We start from the raw sequence: 19,890 nt of genomic DNA on the forward strand, positions 1-19,890 counted from the left end.
CGTGCCGGTGATGGAGGTAATAGCGCTGGCATCGATGGTGCCAGTGGTTAGACCATCAAGTGCCGTCAGGTCGTCAGCAGCAATCGATCCGGTGTCCGTGAGGGTGACTGCTTTTTCGCCTAGACCAGATATTTGATCTGATTCATAGGAACCCGTTACCGCAGCGAGCGTGCCGGTGATGGAGGTAATAGCGCTGGCATCGATGGTGCCAGTGGTTAGACCATCAAGTGCCGTCAGGTCGTCAGCAGCAATCGATCCGGTGTCCGTGAGATCTAGGAAGATATGTTGATGTCCATTGAAATTGTTGCCACTTGAATCCTCGAGGGAAGACCTAAAAGAAGGATCAGAGATGAATGCATTTATTTCGGCTGCCGAATACAGTGAGATAGATGATAACGGCGTCTCGAGGCAATGGTTCCAAGAGAGCTGTGCAAAACGGTTGAAAGGAACTACTGCACTTATTGCTCCGCAAAGATTCCAGCTACCTCCGTTTCCCGCATGCCCGACTACGCCCTTGCTTGCTGCAACCCTGCCTCCAGTGTATTGAGCTAAGAGTTGCAAAAACTCTTGATCGGCTCCAATTTGGCAAGCAAACAGGTCAACGACCTCCAAGTTCCAACTGCTCACCACGTCCACTTGCTCCCTAAGGACAGCGGCCGTGATTGGTTGGGCTCCGATCAGAGCAACTCCTGGCCTGCCGTGGCACAGCAGCTGCAAGCGACGTGCCCCGGTTGCCGATAGGGCCTCAGCGATCCTGCTAATAGCGTCAGCATCACGATCGACTTGCACCGCAACTACGTTGTCAACTAACCCGTCGAACAGCAAATCGAGGTCAGGCAGCCCAGCGTCGTAGACGAGCAAAGTGGGCAGCAAGGTCGAAGAAACACTCACAGCAGATAAGGCTAGTACGTCTAGACACGCTAGCCCAGGGAGGCCCAGCAAATTATGACGAATCAGCATCTCATGGCTTTTCGATTTTAAAATCCTGACTATTTAGGGGCCCTTGAAAAAGCCAGATCGATTGCAGCGCAGCTTGTTTCAGCGATCAAAACCCGATGAACTGGCCTTGATCAGGGCAATCGACGCTTGCTGCAACTGCTGAGCACCGCAGATGTACCGGAAACTCCATAATGGCCAGCTCTCAATCAAGGATTTTCATGTGCCTTTTGGCGGCACGTTGGATTCGGACAACCGCTGGGGGCTCTTTTCCTCGCTAATTCCATGGGAAGAGCTGGAAGAAACATACGCCCCTCAGTTCAGCCCCACGTCTGGCGCTCCTGCAAAGCCTGTACGGCTTGCATTTGGTGCGCTGTTTATCAAACAGCGGCTTGGCTTAACGGACGAGGAGACCGTCGAGGAGATCAGAGAAAATGCTTTTATGCAATTTTTTCTTGGCTTTGCCGGACATTCCAGTAAAGCACCATTTGACCCATCGATGATGGTTCATTTCCGTAAGAGATTCTCGGAGGAGGATCTCAATCGGATCAATGAACTTTTTGCCGGACGCGGTAAGGCCTTGGTGCTCGAGGCTGTGGCGTCACTCCCAGACGATGACTCTGATGATCCAGATGCCGGATCAGGCGAACAGATTTCACTTGATCACTTCATGAAGCCTGCGGATTGGCCAGAGGACAAGAACTGGGGATCACTGACCATCGATGCATTTTGCACGCCAGCAGACATCACCTATCCGACTGATCTGAAGCTGCTAAACGAGGCGAGGGAATCAACCGAACGTATCATTGATGACCTGTGCATCCACCACTCAGATTTTCGCAAATACAAGCCACCTTACGATCGTGGTAGAGCTCGTGCTGGTTTCCTCAATGTCGCTAAACAGAAGAAGCCACGCCGCAGGAAAATAAAAGCCGCCATACGCCGTCAGCTCGACTATCTGCAGCGGAATCTTGATGCTATCGATCTCCTGAACACTTCTGGTGCAATGCTTTCGGGCTTGAAGACCCATTGGTGGCAGATACTGCTCGTGATCAGCGAGCTGCACCGCCAGCAAAGCATCCTGTTGTACTCCAAGACGCGCAGCATGCCCGATCGCATTGTGAACTTGGTTCAGAGACACGTACGGCACATTGTTCGAGGCAAGACGAGAGCTGCTATTGAGTTTGGCACCAAAAATAGTGTCTGCGCGAAACGGCTTTGCCTTGCTGCACAGGATCAGCTGGGATCCATACAACGAAGCCGAAGACCTGATTCCACAAGCTAAGAAATACAAGCAAGAGTATGGCTGCTATCCCGAGCGAATCTGTGCAGATCGTATCTACATCAACACCAAGAACCGAAACTTCTGTGTTCGGAACGATATACGGCTTTCTGGTAAGCGATTGGGAAGGCTGCCTAAGAATCCAGCGATTAGTGCTGCTCAAAAGCAGCAGCTCAGCGCAGACCAGCGGAGACGAAACGAAGTGGAAGGATACTTTGGATCAGGGAAGAGGAAGTATTCACTAGATTTGATTATGGCTCGGTTGAGCAAAGGTTCAGAGAACTCGATTTCTATGGCCTTTGTGGTGATGTGCGCAGAGAGGATCCGGAAGCTCCTCCGCCTCTTTTTTATCACTCTTTTTGCCTGGTTGTGCACCTGGCAACGGTCAGGTTGCCTCTGGTTGGGGCTCGGAAGCATTTGGCAGCTTGAAACTCACGAATCACTGGCCACTGGATAACCGTGCGTTTGAACTTCCTACTCCCTGCTATACGGTTGAAATCGGATCTGGCGTCCGGGTCGCTTTTTAAGGATTCCCTATTTGCAATCAAATAGGCGCACAGCCCAAGACTGCGACCAAGGCGAGGAATAGCAGGTAGCGAGATGTTCCGGGTTTTCTAGATAGTCACATCAGCAAAGGCGAGTAAGCCAGCCCAAGTGCGTCTTTGTAACAGGTAATCTACCCGATTTAGCAGGGTTTTGGCACACCGCAAATTGGCGTAGCGTCACCTCCAACCTGGAGGCCGATGAAGCCCTCCTCAACGTATAGCTGGGCTGAGATTGGGGCACCACGGATCAAAACTGAACCCACCTGACGGTCTGCCATGGCCCTGCTTACCAGAGCAAGAAGCTTGGGGCCCGGCTGGACCGGAAGGAAGTCCTGGGGTTTCTGTGCACCGCGCCAAGCGCCACGTTCTCTCCGTCCGCGGAGATGCCACCTCCTCGGACAGCCGTCACGGGCTTGGAGAACTCACTTGTGTAGCGATCAACAGCCCTCTCCCCTCCGGGCTGCCCGGAAGCGCTGCTCAATCGGGTGGGCGACGGCCATCACGCCCAGGCTGATGGAGATGCCGATGGCACAGGCAAGCAGACGTTTGTCCGCCATCAGCGGCAGGTCGGCGGCGTTGCTGTTAAACAGCACGATCGTGGCCGTGAGAACGGTGACCATCAGGGCTGGATGGCCTTTGCGGGCGGCGACCGCGGCGGTGATCGCGGCCAGGGCGATGGCCGGCACCTGAAGGGGCAGGGTGTGGGGCAGGGCCGGGGCCACCAGGATCACCAGCGCAACGCCCCCCAAGGTTCCCAGGGAGCGGTGCAGGGCGACCCTCCAGGCATCCCGCACGAACGGCCGCAGCACCAGAAAGGGCGTAAGGATCAACCACAGCCCATTGGTGTGCCAGTGGTGCTGAAGGGCGATCGGGGTGGTGATCAAGGTGGTGGCCGCCAGCAGCACGCCGTAGGCCAGGGCGCGGCGCCAGCTGTGCGCCACCGCAAACGCCGCTGGGGTGCCGGCCCCATCAGGGCGGGGCACCAGCTTGCTGAGCAGCAGGGTGGTGAGACTGCCTGAGGCGAGCACGCCGAACACCAGCCTGGCCAGGTCGCTGGTGGTGGCCGTGGCCGCCAGCGGACTGTTGGTGACCAGCAGGCAGAGGCTCACCACCATCAGCCAGTAGACCGGCTGCAGCTGCCAGCGGGCGCTCAGGCCCAGGGCGAGGGCGGTGAGCGTCATCACGACGGTGCCGGCAGCCGGATCGCCTTGGCTCAGCGCGGCCGGGATGGTGAGCACCGCCAGGCTGCCAACACCCAGCAGGGCCTGACGCCAGCCCAGCTTGATCCCGATCACCAGGGTGGCCAGGTTCGCCGCACTGAGCAGGCCCACGGCCCGCTCGAGGCCAAGCCCGCGGGCGATCTGCTCCGTCAGCACCAGGCAGAGCACCACCACCAGCACCAGCACCACGGCCCGCGTGCGTGATGTCATCCCAGGCGGCCTCGTTCGACGGGTGACCCAGTCAACTGCCCCACGGGTCACCCACCGGGCTGATCTCATGGCAACTCCCTAGCTGCGGTCGTTAAGCCGTGACGGGGATGGGCGGGGCCGCAGTTGCGCATGCAAAATAGGTGGGAATGGCATGCGTTAGATCCGGCTGGACCTCGCCTCCATTCAGTTCCCACTCCAACGCGCATCCATTCCGTGGCAACGTCCGCAGGCGAACTCGCTCTGGATCAGACAGCCGAACATCAACGCTTGAAGGAGGCCAATGAGGGCCTCCATCCGTGGCGCAAGTGGGGCCCCTATCTGAGCGAACGGCAGTGGGGCACGGTGCGTGAAGACGACAGCCCTGATGGCAATGCCTGGGAATCCTTCAGCCACGATCAGGCCAGATCACGTGCCTACCAGTGGGGAGAAGATGGACTTGCAGGCATCAGCGACGACCGCCAGCTTTTGTGCTTCGCCTTGGCACTCTGGAATGGCAAGGATCCGATCCTCAAGGAACGGCTGTTTGGCCTCACCAATAGCGAGGGAAACCATGGCGAAGACGTCAAAGAATATTACTACTACCTGGACTCAACACCAACGCATTCCTACATGCGTTATCTCTACAAATATCCACTCAATGCTTACCCCTACAACGACCTTGTTGCCACCAACAAAGCCAGGTCGCGATACGAGCCTGAATATGAACTGATCGATACGGGCATCTTCGACAAGAATGAATACTGTGATATCGAAGTTGAATACGCCAAGGCTGATGCCGAAGATCTGCTGATCCAGATCACGGTGCATAATCGCTCCAGTCAAACGGCCAAGATCGCCGTATTGCCAACCCTCTGGTTTCGCAATACATGGGATCAGGGCAACAGCCCAAAACCCTTGATCAAGGCAGAGCCTTGCCATGCAGGCCAAGGGAGACTCCACGCAACGCATCCCGACCTTGGTGATTTTGCGCTGCACTGCAACGGGGCCGATGAACTGGTGTTGACGGAGAACGAAACGAACACAGAGGTCATCTTCCAGCAACCCAACCAATCCCCTTACACCAAATGTGGCATCAACCGCTACGTGGTTCAGGGCGAGACGGCAGCTGTCAACCCTTCCCAGCAAGGCACCAAAGCAGCCGCCATTTACAACCTCTCGATTGGAGCCCATGCCTCAAGCACCATCAAGCTGCGACTAACCAAGTCAACACCTGAAACACAGAACAACTCTGCCGATCAAGATTTTGATCAGATCTTGGATCGCAGAAAACAGGACTGCGATGACTACTACGCCTCTGTCATGCCAGCTGGATTCAGCGCTGAGCAAAAGCTGGTGTTCAGGCAGGCGATGGCAGGGATGCTGTGGTCCAAACAGTTCTACAACTACGACATCACACTCTGGCTCCAGAAACGGGGCATTGATCCACTGGGTTTCAACGACGGACAGGGTTTCAGGAATCAGCAGTGGCATCACATGAACAACAGTGATGTGATCTCCATGCCAGACAAATGGGAATATCCTTGGTACGCGGCCTGGGATCTCGCCTTTCACACAAGCACTTTAGTTTTTGTCGATCCAAGCTTCGCCAAGCAACAGCTCAGCTTGATGCTGAGCAGCCAATATCTACACCCCAACGGGCAAATTCCTGCCTATGAGTGGAACTTCGGCGATGTCAATCCACCAGTGCATGCCTGGGCGACTTTCAATGTCTACCTATCCGAAGCGGCACTCTATGGCCAAGCTGATCATCAGTGGCTGAAAGAAAGCTTTCACAAGCTTCTCATCAACTTTGCCTGGTGGCTAAATCGAAAAGATGCCAATGGCAATAATGTGTTTCAAGGCGGCTTTCTTGGCCTCGATAATATCGGCATTTTTGATCGCACTGAATCACCAGAGATGGGCGGCAGCTTGGAGCAAGCTGATGGCACAGCGTGGATGGCTTTTTTTGCCCAAACCATGGTGCAAATCTCTGTGGAGCTGGCCCGAAAAGATGAAACGTATCGAGAATACCCAGTCAAATTCATAAGGCAATATCTCTCAATCGCCCATGCAATGGTCAATCGCAATGCGAGCGAAAGTATGTGGGATGATCAGGATGGATTTTTATATGATGTACTCCGTAAAAGCGACGGCAGCTCAACGCGCTTAAAGGTCCGATCGATGGTGGGCCTGATTCCATTGTGTGCTGTACAAGTCTTCGAGCAGGATGTCATGGAGCAGTTCCCTGAACTGCCTGGCCTGCTGCATCGGCTCCAGGATAAATATCCAGTTCAGCACAGCTCTTTCCACGACATCAGTCTCAAGGGTCATGCCAACCGACACATGATGTCAGCCCTTAATGAGAGCAATCTTCGCCGCGTGCTGAAGATCATGCTTGATCCTGATGAGTTTCTCAGTGACCATGGCATTCGCTCGATCTCAAAACGGCACGAAAGTGACCCCTATCGCTTTGTACATAATCAACAAGAGTTCGTTGTCCAATACCTGCCCGCTGAGTCCGATTCAGGTCTTTTTGGCGGCAACAGCAACTGGCGCGGTCCGATCTGGATGCCAGTTAACTACATGATTATTCGCTCCTTGGTGGTTTACTTCTGTTACTACGGCAAGGACTTCAAGGTTGAATTCCCAACCGGCAGCGGCCAATTGGCAAACCTCTATGAGATCGCCGAGCAACTCGCGCACAGGCTCGTCTCCATTTTTACACGCAATGCTGAAGGTCAAAGGCCAGTTTTTGGCAGCCAGCAGACCTTCCAGAGCGATCCCCACTGGAAGGATTATCTGCTGTTTCATGAGTACTTCCATGGTGACAATGGGGCCGGCATTGGCGCCAGCCATCAGACCGGCTGGAGTGGTCTTGTCCTTAATTTGACCCACTATTTCGCCGTTAATACCCAGGAAAGCCTGTTGGCCCGTGGCCTTACGGGACCAGCGCCTAATGTGCACCAGGGCGTCCGCTGAGTCAGAGGTGCTCAGCCACCTACGCCTGCCTGCACCGCCAACGCCACGCGATGGGCAGGCTCGGTCCGATCGGCATGCCATCTGCCCCTTCTTCATGCCAGCCAAGAGGCGGCCTACTAACAAGCACAATGCCCATAGTTGCTATCATTCATCGATACCTCTAAAGCAAAGCTAGCCCAGCAGTGCTTGCCTAGCATCTGCAAATTGCAAATCAGCTCTTAGAAGTATTGAAACGGAAGCCATGCGATGATTAGAGAGATTTTCAGCTCTCGTTATGAGCGCCTCACCCGTTGATGCTTTGGGCTACGTCGCCGCAGTGCTGACGACGTCAAGCTTCTTCCCTCAGGCCCTGAAGACCCTGCGCACCGGCGACACCTCTGGTATCTCGCTAGGGATGTATTTGATGTTCACTTCAGGCGTTGTTGTCTGGGCAATTTTTGGCATGGTCACGGGCGATGGACCTGTTCTAATTTCCAACCTCATTACTGCCTTGCCTGCGGGGTTAATTCTGCAACGCAAAATTGTGAATATTAGCCGCTAAGGCACATCCATCGCTGATCACTCCATGAGCCCTCCCCCTAGCAGAGCCCTGGCGGTGCCTTTCCTCGGGGTTCTGGCCGGCCTGCAACTAATCGACCCGAGCGTGGCCAACACAGCCCTGGTGAAGGCCGGCCAAGCCCTTGAGATGCAGGGCGCCACGTTGGCCCTGGCTGCCAGCATCTCCACCCTGGCTCAGGCAGCCACTGTGCTGCTGATGGGCTTTCTTGGCGATCGCCTGGAGCGCCGTCAAGTGTTGATGGCCGCCTTGCTGATGCTCATTGTAGGTGATGGGATCGCCATGGCGGCGCCCCATGCGGGCCTGTTTCTGTTGGGTCGTGCCGTGGCGGGCATCGCCGTCGGTGCCGTGCTCGTGCTGTCCTTTGCAGCCGTGGGCGCCGTGAGCCGTCCCGACCAGCTGGGCAAGGCGTTGGGCATGTGGCACCTCTGCACCATCACTGGCTTTATCGCCGCCTCACTCCTGGGTGGCCTGTTGGCCAACAGCAGCTGGCGTCTGGCCCTCGGCCTGGTGCCCCTACTGGCGCTGCTCTGTCTGCCATGGCTGCCCGCGCTGTTGCCGCCGATGCCCGCCAACCCCAAGCTCAGACCCGATTGGCCGGGGCTGATCAGCATCGCTGGAGCGATGGTGCTCTTTTTGAGTGGTGTGAGTCACGCCATCAAGGGGTTTACCTCGCCGCAGTTCCTGGTGCCCACCCTCTCTGGGATGGTGCTGTTCGGAGTGCATCTGCTGATCGAGCGAAGCCGTCAGGAGCCGATCTTCCCTGTTGCGCTATACCGCCGTGGTTGCTTCACTGCGGCGATCGTGAGCGCCATCGCCGGCAACTTCGCCTGGGCTGTGGTGCAACTGCAAACGAGCAATTTCTGGCAGCTGGTGCAGCACTTCAGTACCGCTCAGGTGGCACTAGCCCAGCTCCCCCTTCTCGTTTGTTGTGCCGTTGGCGCTGTGCCGGCCGGCCGGCTGATGCGGGCCGGTCGCCGCACCACCCAGTTGATGGCTGCTGGCATCGTGTTGCTCGTGCTCGGGCTGTTGTGGTTTGCCGCGATCCGCGCCGACAGCTCCTACAGCTCCCTGGTGATGCCGATGGTGCTGGTGGGCAGTGGTCTGGCCTTCATGGCCGTGCCCCAGGCGGCGTTGTTCGTCCAGGAGGCTCCGCCCGGCTCGCTCGGCCCCGTCACGGCCTTTCGAACCACCAGCGGACAATTTGGCTTCGCCTTGGGTTTCGCCGCCAGCGCGGCGATGGTGAATGGCTTTGGTGCCGCCAACCTGCATGAACAGGTGCTGAAGCTGGGCTCCACAACCGTTTGGAGTTCCGAACTCGAAGCCAAGGTGCGGGCGGCCCTGGGCAGCGGCAGGCTGAGCCACGCCAAAGGCTTGCCGGCGCAGGCGATCCAGCTGATGTCCGACACCTACGCCAGTGGCCTGGCGGGCACCATGCTTGTCACAGCTGTGCTGGTGGGATTGCTCGGCGCGATCACCCTCCTGTTGCTGGTGATCGGCCACCAGCAACAGGATGTTGAACAGGGGGCTCGGGCCTAGGGCGTCTCTGCCCCGGGTTCATGGCCTTGGGTGATGGCTCCCACAAAGGAGGCATGGTCTGCCTCGGCCAGATCCGCATGGTGCATGGCCTGCTCCAAAAGACCCTGGGCAAAGTGCTTCGGGTCATCGATATGGGCGGCAATGGCACGGCGGTCGCCGCCTCTGGCATGGGCCTTGGCCAGCGTCCAGCCGCAGAGATTGCCGTAATCCTTGAGGCCATTGCCATCCAACTGGGCCACATCCACCGATCCCTTCCAATCGCGGAAATGGCGAACATAGATGTGATCACCTGAGGGGTTGGTGCCCCAACCCAGAAAGGGATCACTGGCGGTTTGCAGCAACCGCTGCCCTTCCACCACCCGCTGACCTTGATGCTCCGGTGCAGGCAGATTCACGTAAGGAGCCAGCACGGAGGGTTCGGCTTGCTTGCCCTGAAGCACTAGGACGTCCTCAGGGTGCTGGCCCACGAACAGGTTGATGCCGCAGCGGGTGCCGATGGAACCCACGCCCACCGCCTTAAGGGAGGAATCTTTGTGCTGGTAGTGGCCCATCAAGTGCTGCATGGTCGAGGCTATCGAGCCCATGTAGCTGCGCAGGCCGTTCTGCGACCAGTCATGCCAGTCCATGCCCGCCAGCCATTCTGGATCAAGGGCGTCAAAGCGCCAGATCAGCGGCGGCTGATGGCGGAAGCGCAGCGCACCGCTGCCATCGGCCTCGCACAATTTGCGCACCGCCTGGCGACTATCCCGTTGTAGGGCGGCCGTCGTCACCTTTTTCAGGTGACCGCGAAAGTTGGCACTGGCGTGTTCGTCGATCAGGCGCTCCAGCGGCAGCTGGGCAACCCACATCGGGATCTGAGGCATGGCAGCAAACTCCGCCATCGCCTCGCCATAGGCGCGCACCGTGCGGCGGCAAACCCTGCTCTGCTGCTTCTCGCTCAGCCCTAGGCTGCGGGCTGCCAACACGAAACTGGCAGCCAGCCGCTGCACATCCCACTCGAAGGGCCCGGGGTGGGTTTCATCGAAGTCGTTGATGCCGAACAGCAGTTGCCGTTCGGGGGAGCCGTAGAAGCCGAAGTTGAGCAGATGGGCATCCCCACAGAGTTGCACCATCAGGCCCGAGTGGGGCTGGCGGCCGAGGTCGGCGGCCATCACGATGGCGGCGCCGCGGAAGAAGGCGAAGGGGCTCTCCGCCATGCGCCGGTGGCGTTCGGAGAGCAGCCAGGGCAGACGGGTGGCCTCCTGTTGTTTCAGAAGCTCAAGCGGATCCAAACGAGCACTGGAGTTCATCGCTGGCCTCTCCACGCCAGAGCTTGGGATAAGCATCGCAGAGGCACAACGGTGGGGAAATGGACGAGCTGCGAGCCTCTCGGCCTGCCCCCAGGCGCTGGTTTTGTCTGCCCTCCCATCAAGGTGTTGAACGGGCTAGCAAGCCAAGGCCTTAGGCCAGACCCGAGCTGGAGCGGATTTCAGGGCCGGAGCACCGTCGCATGCGCGGGTTGATCGAGAGTCATCACCTTGATCGCCCCACCATCCAGCGGTAGCTGGTCGAAGTTGAGGCTGCGTAGGCCGGGGTTGTTGTAAGTCTGGATGTAGTTCACCAGGCTTTTCTGATTGGCCGCCACGATTAATGACCTTGAAGGTTTTGAGGAGTGGGACTATCTGGATATCGATGTCCTCCGTCCTGCCCGATTCATCGGGGACTCATTCCTCAAGGCGAGCACCTGACTCGGAGTTGTTCTCGGTGGGTGCCTAGGCGGGAGGTTGTTGTTGGTTGGTGCCCTGGAGAGTCTTGATCTAGGCAAGTTGTTAATCAACCCACTATCAAGCGACGGGGCTCCTCCGGCAGGCCCCGATCCCCAAGACCCGTTGCACCCCCTCCCTCGCAACGGATCTGAACCAAAAAGCCGGCTAACGGATTTGAACCGATGGCCTTCGCTTTACAAAAGCGCTGCTCTACCACTGAGCTAAGCCGGCAATGGAAGTCGCTTGGTGGCTTCCTTATGTGAGCTTATCGCTCACCAAGCGCCCAGAGCAGCAGCTGGGTGCGGCTTTGGCAGCCGGTTTTGGCCAGCAGGCTCGACATATGACTTTCGACCGTGCGCCTGCTGAGAATTAAGGCGGCGGCAATTGCCTTATTGCTGTAGCCCCGTTCCAGTTGCTCGAGCACACGCCGCTCTGCGGCGGAGAGTTCTGAATGCTCGAAGGCGCTTGAACAGGGCATGGCATTGGTGTGGCTGCCCCTAAGAGTTCCCACACCGTCTCAGGAACTGATCTCTTTCTCCAGGGTTGGCTCAGGGATAGGGGCGGGAGCCGGCAGCTTGGCTCGCCGAATCGGCAGGTTGGCTACCAGGGCCGTGACTCTGTCCTCCGTTTCCAGGGTCACATCCCCTTCCTCAAAGTCGATTTCCACATAACGACTCACAACTTCAAGGATTTCGCGGCGCATCTGTTGCAGCAGCTCGGGATTGAGGTCGCTGCGGTCGTGGGCGAGCACCAACTGCAGTCGCTGCTTAGCCGTGTTGGCACTGGCTGGCTGCCGCCCCAACAGTTTGTTGATCACATCAAGCAAGGTCATCGGCTTCAGAAGATCTTGGTTTGCATCAGTCGCCCGATCGTGGCCCGCAGCCCTTGGCGCTCTTTGCTCGGATCGATCAGCGGCACCTCTTCACCCTGCAGGCGGCGGGCCACATTGGTGTAAGCCCGGCCAGCAGGGGAACTATTGCCAGTGAGGGTGAGGGGCTCACCGCGGTTGGTGCTCACGATCACCTGTTCGTCTTCCAGCACTAGGCCAAGTAGGGGCAGGGCCAGGATGTCGGTGACATCGCTGACGGCCAGCATCTCCTGGTTTGCCATCATTTTGGGCCGCACCCGGTTAAGCACCAGCTGGATTGGCTTTACGCCTTCACTGTTGAGCAGGCCAATCACCCGGTCTGCATCTCGCACGGCCGAAACCTCCGGGGTTGTGACCACGATTGCTTCGCGTGCGGCCGCCATGGCGTTCTTGAAGCCGCCCTCAATGCCCGCCGGCGCATCGATTAAAACGTAATCGAAGTGCTCTCCAAGCATTGCAGCGATCTTACGCATGTCGTCGGGCTGGAGCCACTCGAGCATCCGTGGATTGCCAGCGGGAAGCAAGGCCAGATTTGGCTCCAGCTTGTGCTTTACCAATGCTTGCTCGAGGCGACAGGTTTCGGCCAGCACCTCTTGCGCCGTGTAAACGATCCTGTTTTCCAGGCCGAGCAACAAGTCGAGGTTGCGTAGGCCGAAGTCGGCATCGAGCACGGCGGTGCGAGCCCCTTGCTTGGCAAGGGCTATGCCGAGATTGGCGGTGAGGGTGGTTTTGCCCACGCCTCCTTTGCCGGAGCAGATCAGGATGTAGCGGGTAGACGTGGCGGCCACGGCACAGGCTGGATTGAGGGCAGGTTAAGGCCAAAACCTTGAGTTGCAGGTATTGGGGCTGGCATTGCTACTGGCCGCAGCTGCTCTAAAAGGGGTGTTCAGGCTCTGAGAAGGTATGACCCAAGCCCCAGGTGGGCCTAGCCATCTGCACCACCACCAGCAGCTGCTGGTGATGCCCGATGACGGCGCAGCGGCTGTGGTGGCTTTGATCGACTCTGCCCAGGAGACACTTCGGATCAAGCAGTTCAAGTTGCAGTCGGAGACCATTGAGCAGGCCTTGATCCGGGCTCAGCAGCGTGGCGTGCTGGTGCGGGTGATGCTCAATCCGCACACCTCCGGCGGTGACCGTTGGAATGATGAGGCCCATGCCCGCCTCGATGCCTGCGGCATTCAGGTGGCCTGGACCAGCGAAGCCTTTCCAGTCACCCATGAGAAGTCGCTGGTGGTGGATTCCACCTGCGTGCTAATTGCCACCTTTAACCTCAGCGACAAATACTTCACTGAGACCCGTGACTACGGGGTCGTCAGTTATGCAGTGCCTGTGGTGGAGCAGGTGATCGCCTGCTTTGAGGCCGACTGGAACCGCAGCTTTTTCCATCCCGATCTCACTGTGGGCCTGGTGTGGAGCAGCGTTCACAGCCGCGGCCAGATGGCCAGGATCATTGATATGGCGCTCGAAAGCCTTTGGATTCAGCACCCAAAATTTGTGGATGCGGTGATTTTGGAGAGAATAATTTCGGCCCGGGAGCGCGGCGTGAAGGTGCGCTTCCTCTGTGGTGGCAAGCACGGCATCTCCGACTGGGACATCTACGACACATTCTCTTCGCTGCGGGTAATGGAGCGCTTTGGTGTGAAGGTGCGGCGGCAGAAGCATCTAAAACTGCACGCCAAGTTGCTTTTGGTTGACGGTGCCTACGCCCAGACCGGTTCCATGAACATCGATCGCAGTGCCTTTGATCTGCGGCGCGAGCTTGGCATCGAATCAGATGCTCCCGAGGTGGTGGAGAGGCTGCGCAGCACCTTCCAGGCTGATTGGGATGCGGCAAAGAAATATCACGCTCCAGATCCCCTTGATCCCAGCCTGCACGAGGACGGCGAATTGCCACCAGATCCCCACTTCGTCCATGACTGATCGGCGCCCCAGCCTTTCTGAGTTGTTCTGGGGGATGCTCCAGGTGGCGCTCTCGGCCTTTGGTGGTGGCCTGTCCGCCTGGAGCCAGCGGATTGTGGTCGAGCAGCGCCGTTGGATGTCCAACGAGCAATTCCTCACCGGACTCACGGTTGCCCGCCTTTTCCCCGGGCCAAACCAGATCAACATGGCCGTGTACATCGGCGCCGAGTTCCACGGTTTGCCAGGCGCTTTAGTAGCCCTGGCCGGCATGTTGCTGCTCCCCTTCAGCCTGTTGATGGGGCTGGGTTTGGCCTATTTCCATTTCCACACCATCCCCTCGGTAGATCGGGTGCTTGCCGGAGTGGTGGCGGCAGCAGCAGGGATGGCCCTCTCAATGGGTTTCAAGATTCTTGATCAGTATTGGAATGATCGGGTTGCTTTGTTGCTTGCTGTGGTGGTCTTTCTGGCACTCAGCTTGTTTGACCAGCGCTTGATTCCTGTGGTGTTGATCGCCGGTCCCTTGGCCATGGCTTGGTATTGGCCCCGCCGGCGGACCAACCCATGAGTGGGCTGCTGGCCGCGGCGGTGGCGTGTGAGCCAGCTCGCCTCTCCGATTTGGGCACCTTGGCGCAGGTGCTCTGGCAGTTTTTATCGCTGTCGCTGTTTTCACTCGGCGGTGGCAATACCCTGCTGGCGGAATATCACCATTTGGCGGTGGCCCAGTTTTGCTGGCTTACTAATACCCAATTCGCCGATCTTTATGCCCTGGCGGAGGCGGCACCTGGTCCCAGCTCAATGTTGGTGGGTTTGCTTGGTCTCGGGGCCGGCTGGCGGGAGGGGCCTTTCTGGGCCCTGCTCTGCGCCTACGGCGCCGAAGCAGCGATCCTGTTGCCCTCTACCTTGCTTATGGTCATGGCCTGCCTTAGTTGGAAGCGCCTTGAACACTCCCCCTGGCGCGTGGCGTTTGAGCGAGGCCTAGGGCCAATAACCTTAGGAATTTTGTTTGCCGTGGGGCTCAAGATTCTGCGCACGGCTGACACCAATTGGGCTGGGGTGGTGGTGTCAGTTCTGGTTTGCGTGCTGATGTTGCGCACCCGCATTTCGCCGCTCTGGTTTATGGCGGTGGCCGGTGTGCTGGGCGGTCTGGGTGTAATTAACCGCTAAGGGGCCAGACTGGTTGGGCCGGGTCTATTTGGATGGCGCCCGCCACTATCCGAGCTTCTTCGGCAAACCCGGCTGGGGGGGCGCCCTCTGGGCCCCTAGCCACCGCCCCGGCAATGCGCAGCTGCAGCGGTCGTAGCTGCAGGGCCACGATGCGGGCGAAGTTGTCGCCCTGACAGCCGGCGTGGGCCATACCCCTCAATCGCCCCCACACCAGCACATGGCCTGCGGCTGAAATCCGCGCCCCTGGGTTTACGTCCCCAAGCAGCAGCACGCTGCCCGATGTTTCCAGATGGTCGCCGGAGCGCAGGGTGCCCCGATGCACTTGCAGGTCGGAATCTGGTTTGGCGGGGCTCTCTGGAGCGGTTGTTTTAGGCCACTGGCTCAAGATCCCCAGCCCCGCAGCTGCTACGTGAGTGTGGGGCTGACTGCTGCAGATCGCCACCAGCTCAAGCCCCCGGCCGTTCAGGGTGCGCTGCAGCTCGCCAAGTTGGCTTAGGCCGATACGCCAGGCCCCAGCCTCGAGCAGCACCTGGCCCTCGATTGGCCCCTTAGCCAGCAGGGCGCCACTTTCGATTGCTTGTTGCACCAGAGCGGGCAAAGGGGTTTGGCAAGAGGCGGGCAGCACTAGCCGGTGGCTGCCTCGCCCAGATTCGTCTGCAACCAACAAGGCTCCCCGAGCAGGCTCCAACTCCATTCCCGGCCCTATCCCCATCCCCATTCCCCCTCAGCGCCCCAGCAATTGGCGCAACTTAGGTGCCACCTCACCGGGATGGATTAGCCAGGCCAGCTCGACTTCAACAGTGAGGCTTTGCACCAGGTTTGAGCGCTGCTCCAGGGCCTGTAGGTGCTCGCCATCCCAAAGGCGCAGCCCACCCTTATAGGGGTGATAACCGCGACTCTGGCGCTGCTGCAGGCCGCAGCTGGTTTCGGCGCTCAGGCCCTCTGCTTCGCTTAACTGCCTCGCTGCAGCCAGGAGCTCCAGTCGCTGGGCGGGGCTGCAGTGACTCACATCGGTGGCCTTGAGTAGACGCCGCTCCAGCAGTCGACCGCAAGGATCCTGCAGTTCGGCCGGGCCCTCTTCCATCCAGCGCATCAGGTGGTAGCCAGTGCGGATGTCGTCGTTGGCAAGAAATGACTCCAGATCGAGAGCGTCGCAGTGCCACAGCCAGCGGCCCATCACCTGGTCGGCCCAAACTCGCTTTGGTCCCAGGCGTCGGGCGGTGGCGATGGCCTGGTTGAGCAGCCAGTTGCACACCACGTTGAGCCGGTGGTTGTAGACGCTGCGATACATCAGGTTGCGCACCACCAGGTAGTGCTCCACGGCCATCAGGCCCTTTGGGGTGATCGCCAGCTGGCCATCGGGAGCCAAGGTGAAGGCGGCCAGGATCCGCTCGAGATCCAGCCGCCCGTAGGTAGTGCCCGTGCTGTAGCTATCGCGGACCAGGTAATCAAGCCGGTCGCAGTCCAGCTGGCTGCTCACTAAGGCCTTGATCGCTGGGCAGGGGTGGCGGCCGTGCTCTAGCAGTTCGGCCACGACGCTGGCCGTGCCGGGGGCGTGGGCTTCGAGGCGGTCGCGCAAGGCCGGATGCTCCCGGATCAGCCGCCCCGACCAAGCCTCGTGGTGCAGCCCATACATCTCCTCTCCGGAGTGGCTCAGGGGAGCGTGGCCCAAATCGTGCAGCAGCGCCGCGGCGTAGAGCACGGCTCGATGTTCCGCCAGTTCATGGTGGTGGCGCTCCAGCTGTTGCAGGGCTAGGCGGGCTAGGTGCAGCACCCCGAGGGAATGGGTGAAGCGGCTGGACTCGGCTCCATGGAAGGTCAGAAAGGCTGGGCCCAATTGACGTACTCGGCGCAAGCGCTGGAAGGGAGCGGAATCGATCAGCTCGATGGCCAGGGCTTCAGCTGGATCGGTGCGATCGAGTCGAATCGCTCCGTGCAGTGGATCGTGATACGTGCGCTCTCCCATATTCAGAGGTTCGCTTCAAGCCGGCTGGCCAGCAAGCGGCCAGCGGCATCAAGCCAGCTGTCACCCTCACCGCCGGGATCTAAGGGTTCGGGTTCGGGCAGCACTAGATCCGGGGCGATTCCCTGGTGCTGAATGTCCCTGCCACTGGGGGTGAGATAACGGGCCACGGTTACGGCCAGGCCACTGGTGTCGCCCAGGGGTATCAGGGTCTGAATCAGCCCTTTGCCGAAGGTTTGAGCTCCCACCAGCTCACTGCGGCCATTGTCTTGAAGTGCTCCCGCCAGGATTTCGCTGGCACTAGCAGTGCCGCCGTTCACCAGGGTGAGCATCGGCCCATCGAAGAGCATGCCGGGGTTGGCCTGTTGGGGCGAGCTGAGTCCATCACGGTCCTGGGTTTCCACGATGGGCTCGCCATTGAGCAGGTCGTCGGCCACGGCTAAGCCGGCGCTCACCAGCCCGCCGGAGTTGTTGCGCAGATCAAGAATCAGTCCCTCGATCGCCTTGCTGTTGAGATCGGCGAGGGCTTCCTGCACGTCCTGGGGCACCGGTTCAGAAAATTGGGTGATACGCAGGTAGCCGAGGGTGTGCTCTCCCACCCGCAACCGCTTGCTGCGCACAGGACGCAGCTCCACCTCACGCCGTTCGAGCTCCACTTCGCGCGGCTGTCCTTGCATGTTGAGTTGCACCAGCACCCGGCTCCCGGCGGGGCCGCGCAGGGCGGCTGCGGTGCGTTCCAGCCCCAGCCCCCCAGTGTCCTGGCCATCTACCTGCAGTACCTCGGCGCCACTAGGGATAAGGGCTTCAGCGGCGGGGGAGCCGTCTAGGGGGGCGATCACAACGACTGCTTGGTCGTTGCTGCGCAAGCCCAGCTGCAGTCCCACTCCGGTCACGGTGCCCTGAGTGTTGGAGCGCAGGGTGGCGTAGTCGGCAGGCCGCAAAAGGCGGGTGTAGGGATCCCCAAGGGGGGTGAGCATTGATTCGATGGCGTCGTAGGCATCGCCTGAGCTGTTGATTGGTTGCTCGAGCGCTTTTTGGCGCAGCCGCTTCCAATGCACCGTTTCAAAGCGGCCTGGATCTACGTAGCTCTGGTTCACCAGGCGCCATGCCTCAACCACCAGCTGCTGGGTATCGCTGAGGGCCAAGGTCGAGGCGCCGGTGGCTGCCAGCAGGGCTAGGGCCAGCACGGGGCCAAGCAAACGCTGCAGCATTCTTGCCAAGCGGTTTTTCACGGCTGTTGCAAACGGTTTAGAAGGCGCTGGCCTAGAGGGCGGGGCACTCACAAGGGGCTCGAGGTCATCGGTAGACTCTCGCAACCAAACCTCCCAGCTGCATGGCGAACACTCCTGCTGGAAACTCCGGACAGGCTTCGAACCCGGTTTACAACTGGTTCGACGAGCGCCTTGAGATCCAGTCGATTGCCGACGACATCTCGTCGAAATACGTGCCCCCCCACGTCAACATTTTTTACTGCCTGGGCGGCATCACCCTGGTGTGCTTCCTGATCCAGTTCGCCACTGGGTTTGCGATGACCTTCTATTACAAGCCAACGGTGGCCGAGGCCTATTCCTCTGTCCAGTACCTCATGACTGACGTCAGCTTTGGCTGGTTGATCAGGTCTGTGCATCGCTGGAGCGCCTCGATGATGGTGCTGATGCTGATCCTGCACGTCTTCCGCGTTTATCTCACCGGTGGTTTCAAGCGTCCCAGGGAGCTCACCTGGGTTACTGGCGTCACCATGGCGGTGATCACCGTTTCCTTCGGCGTTACCGGCTACTCCTTGCCTTGGGATCAACTCGGCTACTGGGCCGTCAAAATTGTTTCTGGAGTCCCTGCCGCTGTGCCGGTCATCGGTGATTTCATGGTTGAGCTTCTCCGCGGTGGAGAGAGCGTTGGTCAGTCCACCCTGACCCGCTTCTACAGCCTGCACACCTTCGTGATGCCTTGGCTGCTTGCCGTTTTCATGCTGATGCACTTCCTGATGATCCGGAAGCAGGGCATCTCTGGTCCCTTGTGACCTATTGATTCGAGGCCTCTCGAATCCCGAATCTCACCTCTTAAGCTCCACACCATCACCACAAAGATCCCTGCTGCCGGCAGCTGCCATGCACATCCTTAAGAAGCCCGATCTCACCGATCCCAAGCTCCGCGCCAAGTTGGCCAAGGGCATGGGTCACAACTACTACGGTGAGCCAGCCTGGCCCAACGACCTCCTCTACATGTTCCCCGTGGTAATCCTCGGGACCATTGGCTGCATGGTTGGTCTGGCAGTCATGGATCCGGCCATGCTGGGCGACAAGGCTGATCCGTTTGCAACCCCTCTCGAGATCCTGCCTGAGTGGTATCTGTATCCGGTCTTCCAGATCCTCAGGGTCGTTCCTAACAAGCTTTTGGGCATTGCCCTGCAGACGATGATCCCCCTGGGCCTGATGCTGGTGCCCTTCATCGAGAGTTTCAATAAGTTTCAGAATCCTTTCCGCAGGCCGGTGGCCATGGCCACCTTCTTGTTCGGCACGGTGTTTGCGATTTATCTCGGCATTGGCGCAGCTATGCCGATCGACAAGTCACTCACCCTTGGTCTGTTCTGAGATTTAGGACCAAATCTGCCTAGGCACTCTCTAGGTCCCCTCATTAAGCCGCGACTTCGGTCGCGGCTTTTTTATGGCATCAATAGAGAGGCTCTTTCAGCTGCTTTGGCCCGCCCCTGGCAGAGCTCTGGGAGCTTCCCTGCCCCAGTGGCGTCCCCTATTGGCCACCTTTTGGCGCATTTGGCGCTGAAAGGCCTGCAGCGGCGCCAGGGGGAAGACGGCAAATGGAATGCACCTAAATGCCTGGCCGCAATGGTTTTGGCTTGATGCGCTGTCGCGCTCGATACGGGTCCTTGCCAGAAGGGGGTAAGAGGTGATATGTTTTTGGACTGCGCGCAAGGGGGAAGATCCCGAAGCGAGCAGGCTTACGACGAAGAAGGCGAGAGCCGACGGTGTTGTAAGTTTTCTGAGTCGCTG

Annotated in this window: 20 protein-coding genes and 1 tRNA gene; 10 read left to right on the forward strand and 11 right to left on the reverse strand. The window is 59.0% G+C overall.

Annotation, left to right across the window (positions count from 1 at the left end; all coding sequences use genetic code 11):
* On the reverse strand, positions 1-891 hold an 891-nt coding region (locus KBZ22_RS13475; protein ID WP_255022356.1), incomplete at its 3' end, for a DUF4347 domain-containing protein.
* 220 nt (positions 892-1,111) lie between these two features.
* Between KBZ22_RS13475 and KBZ22_RS13480 the strand changes: the two genes are divergently transcribed.
* Positions 1,112-2,221 (forward strand): transposase, encoded by a 1,110-nt coding sequence (locus tag KBZ22_RS13480; RefSeq protein WP_255022357.1) that lies wholly within the window; start codon positions 1,112-1,114, stop codon positions 2,219-2,221.
* Positions 2,136-2,675 (forward strand): transposase, encoded by a 540-nt coding sequence (locus tag KBZ22_RS14460; RefSeq protein ID WP_396112148.1) that lies wholly within the window; start codon positions 2,136-2,138, stop codon positions 2,673-2,675. The genes KBZ22_RS13480 and KBZ22_RS14460 overlap by 86 nt, the downstream gene beginning before the upstream one ends.
* A 525-nt stretch (positions 2,676-3,200) precedes the next feature.
* Here the strand turns inward: KBZ22_RS14460 and KBZ22_RS13485 are convergent.
* Positions 3,201-4,193 carry an FUSC family protein gene (locus KBZ22_RS13485; protein WP_255022358.1) on the reverse strand — a complete coding sequence of 331 codons (993 nt, stop codon included), beginning with the start codon at positions 4,191-4,193 and terminating at the stop codon, positions 3,201-3,203.
* Between the two features lie 213 nt (positions 4,194-4,406).
* On the opposite strand from KBZ22_RS13485, the gene KBZ22_RS13490 reads away from it, so the two are divergent.
* The 3 genes from KBZ22_RS13490 to KBZ22_RS13500 all read left to right on the forward strand — a co-directional run bounded on the left by KBZ22_RS13490 (position 4,407) and on the right by KBZ22_RS13500 (position 9,246).
* Positions 4,407-7,151 carry an MGH1-like glycoside hydrolase domain-containing protein gene (locus tag KBZ22_RS13490; protein ID WP_255022359.1) on the forward strand — a complete coding sequence of 915 codons (2,745 nt, stop codon included), beginning with the start codon at positions 4,407-4,409 and terminating at the stop codon, positions 7,149-7,151.
* A 274-nt stretch (positions 7,152-7,425) separates the two neighbouring features.
* Entirely contained in the window at positions 7,426-7,692 is a 267-nt protein-coding gene (locus KBZ22_RS13495) for a SemiSWEET transporter (protein ID WP_255022360.1), read from the forward strand.
* Positions 7,693-7,716: 24 nt separating this feature from the next.
* The gene (locus tag KBZ22_RS13500) at positions 7,717-9,246 is read left to right on the forward strand and encodes an MFS transporter (protein ID WP_255022361.1); all 1,530 of its coding nucleotides are present in this window, start codon (positions 7,717-7,719) and stop codon (positions 9,244-9,246) included.
* Here the strand turns inward: KBZ22_RS13500 and KBZ22_RS13505 are convergent.
* From KBZ22_RS13505 to minD, 6 genes are all read right to left on the reverse strand, one after another.
* Positions 9,243-10,535, reverse strand: a complete 1,293-nt coding sequence (locus KBZ22_RS13505) for a DUF2252 domain-containing protein (protein WP_255022362.1) — start codon at positions 10,533-10,535, stop codon at positions 9,243-9,245. The two genes, KBZ22_RS13500 and KBZ22_RS13505, sit on opposite strands and share 4 nt — an antisense overlap.
* Positions 10,536-10,714: 179 nt before the next feature.
* Entirely contained in the window at positions 10,715-10,870 is a 156-nt protein-coding gene (locus KBZ22_RS13510) for a hypothetical protein (protein WP_255022363.1), read from the reverse strand.
* 280 nt (positions 10,871-11,150) lie between these two features.
* Positions 11,151-11,222, reverse strand: a tRNA-Thr gene (locus tag KBZ22_RS13515).
* A 34-nt stretch (positions 11,223-11,256) separates the two neighbouring features.
* Positions 11,257-11,469: a response regulator transcription factor gene (locus tag KBZ22_RS13520; RefSeq protein ID WP_255022364.1), complete on the reverse strand. Its 213-nt coding sequence runs from the start codon at positions 11,467-11,469 to the stop codon at positions 11,257-11,259.
* A gap of 39 nt (positions 11,470-11,508) precedes the next feature.
* Positions 11,509-11,823: a cell division topological specificity factor MinE gene (minE, locus tag KBZ22_RS13525; RefSeq protein WP_255022365.1), complete on the reverse strand. Its 315-nt coding sequence runs from the start codon at positions 11,821-11,823 to the stop codon at positions 11,509-11,511.
* A 5-nt stretch (positions 11,824-11,828) separates the two neighbouring features.
* The gene (minD, locus tag KBZ22_RS13530; protein WP_255022366.1) at positions 11,829-12,647 is read right to left on the reverse strand and encodes a septum site-determining protein MinD; all 819 of its coding nucleotides are present in this window, start codon (positions 12,645-12,647) and stop codon (positions 11,829-11,831) included.
* 115 nt (positions 12,648-12,762) lie between these two features.
* Here minD and KBZ22_RS13535 point away from each other — a divergent pair, with 115 nt between their 5' ends.
* Genes KBZ22_RS13535 through KBZ22_RS13545 form a run of 3 tightly spaced genes read left to right on the forward strand, consistent with a single transcriptional unit; the run spans position 12,763 to position 14,922 of the window.
* The gene (locus KBZ22_RS13535) at positions 12,763-13,779 is read left to right on the forward strand and encodes a phospholipase D-like domain-containing protein (RefSeq protein WP_254942621.1); all 1,017 of its coding nucleotides are present in this window, start codon (positions 12,763-12,765) and stop codon (positions 13,777-13,779) included.
* Complete coding sequence (locus tag KBZ22_RS13540) at positions 13,772-14,323, forward strand: chromate transporter (RefSeq protein WP_255022367.1); 552 nt, start codon at positions 13,772-13,774, stop codon at positions 14,321-14,323. Before KBZ22_RS13535 ends, KBZ22_RS13540 begins: the two co-directional genes overlap by 8 nt.
* On the forward strand, positions 14,320-14,922 hold the full coding sequence (locus tag KBZ22_RS13545) for a chromate transporter (protein WP_254942619.1): 603 nt from the start codon (positions 14,320-14,322) through the stop codon (positions 14,920-14,922). The genes KBZ22_RS13540 and KBZ22_RS13545 overlap by 4 nt, the downstream gene beginning before the upstream one ends.
* Here the strand turns inward: KBZ22_RS13545 and minC are convergent.
* The 3 genes from minC to ctpZ all read right to left on the reverse strand — a co-directional run bounded on the left by minC (position 14,912) and on the right by ctpZ (position 18,096).
* Positions 14,912-15,547, reverse strand: coding sequence for a septum site-determining protein MinC (gene minC, locus KBZ22_RS13550; protein ID WP_255022368.1), 636 nt, complete (start codon positions 15,545-15,547; stop codon positions 14,912-14,914). The genes KBZ22_RS13545 and minC overlap by 11 nt on opposite strands.
* 99 nt (positions 15,548-15,646) lie before the next feature.
* Positions 15,647-16,888 (reverse strand): HD domain-containing protein, encoded by a 1,242-nt coding sequence (locus KBZ22_RS13555; protein WP_255022369.1) that lies wholly within the window; start codon positions 16,886-16,888, stop codon positions 15,647-15,649.
* 2 nt (positions 16,889-16,890) lie between these two features.
* A complete protein-coding gene (gene ctpZ / locus KBZ22_RS13560) occupies positions 16,891-18,096 on the reverse strand; it encodes a carboxyl-terminal processing protease CtpZ (RefSeq protein ID WP_255022370.1) in 1,206 nt (401 codons plus the stop codon).
* Positions 18,097-18,218: 122 nt separating this feature from the next.
* Between ctpZ and petB the strand changes: the two genes are divergently transcribed.
* Together petB and petD are read left to right on the forward strand one after the other, a co-directional pair.
* Complete coding sequence (gene petB / locus KBZ22_RS13565; RefSeq protein ID WP_106632802.1) at positions 18,219-18,902, forward strand: cytochrome b6; 684 nt, start codon at positions 18,219-18,221, stop codon at positions 18,900-18,902.
* A gap of 88 nt (positions 18,903-18,990) precedes the next feature.
* A complete protein-coding gene (gene petD / locus KBZ22_RS13570; RefSeq protein ID WP_106632801.1) occupies positions 18,991-19,473 on the forward strand; it encodes a cytochrome b6-f complex subunit IV in 483 nt (160 codons plus the stop codon).
* Positions 19,474-19,890 lie beyond the last annotated feature (417 nt).

It is taken from the genome of Cyanobium sp. L1E-Cus (assembly GCF_024345755.1).
Classification (GTDB): Bacteria; Cyanobacteriota; Cyanobacteriia; order PCC-6307; family Cyanobiaceae; genus Cyanobium_A; species Cyanobium_A usitatum.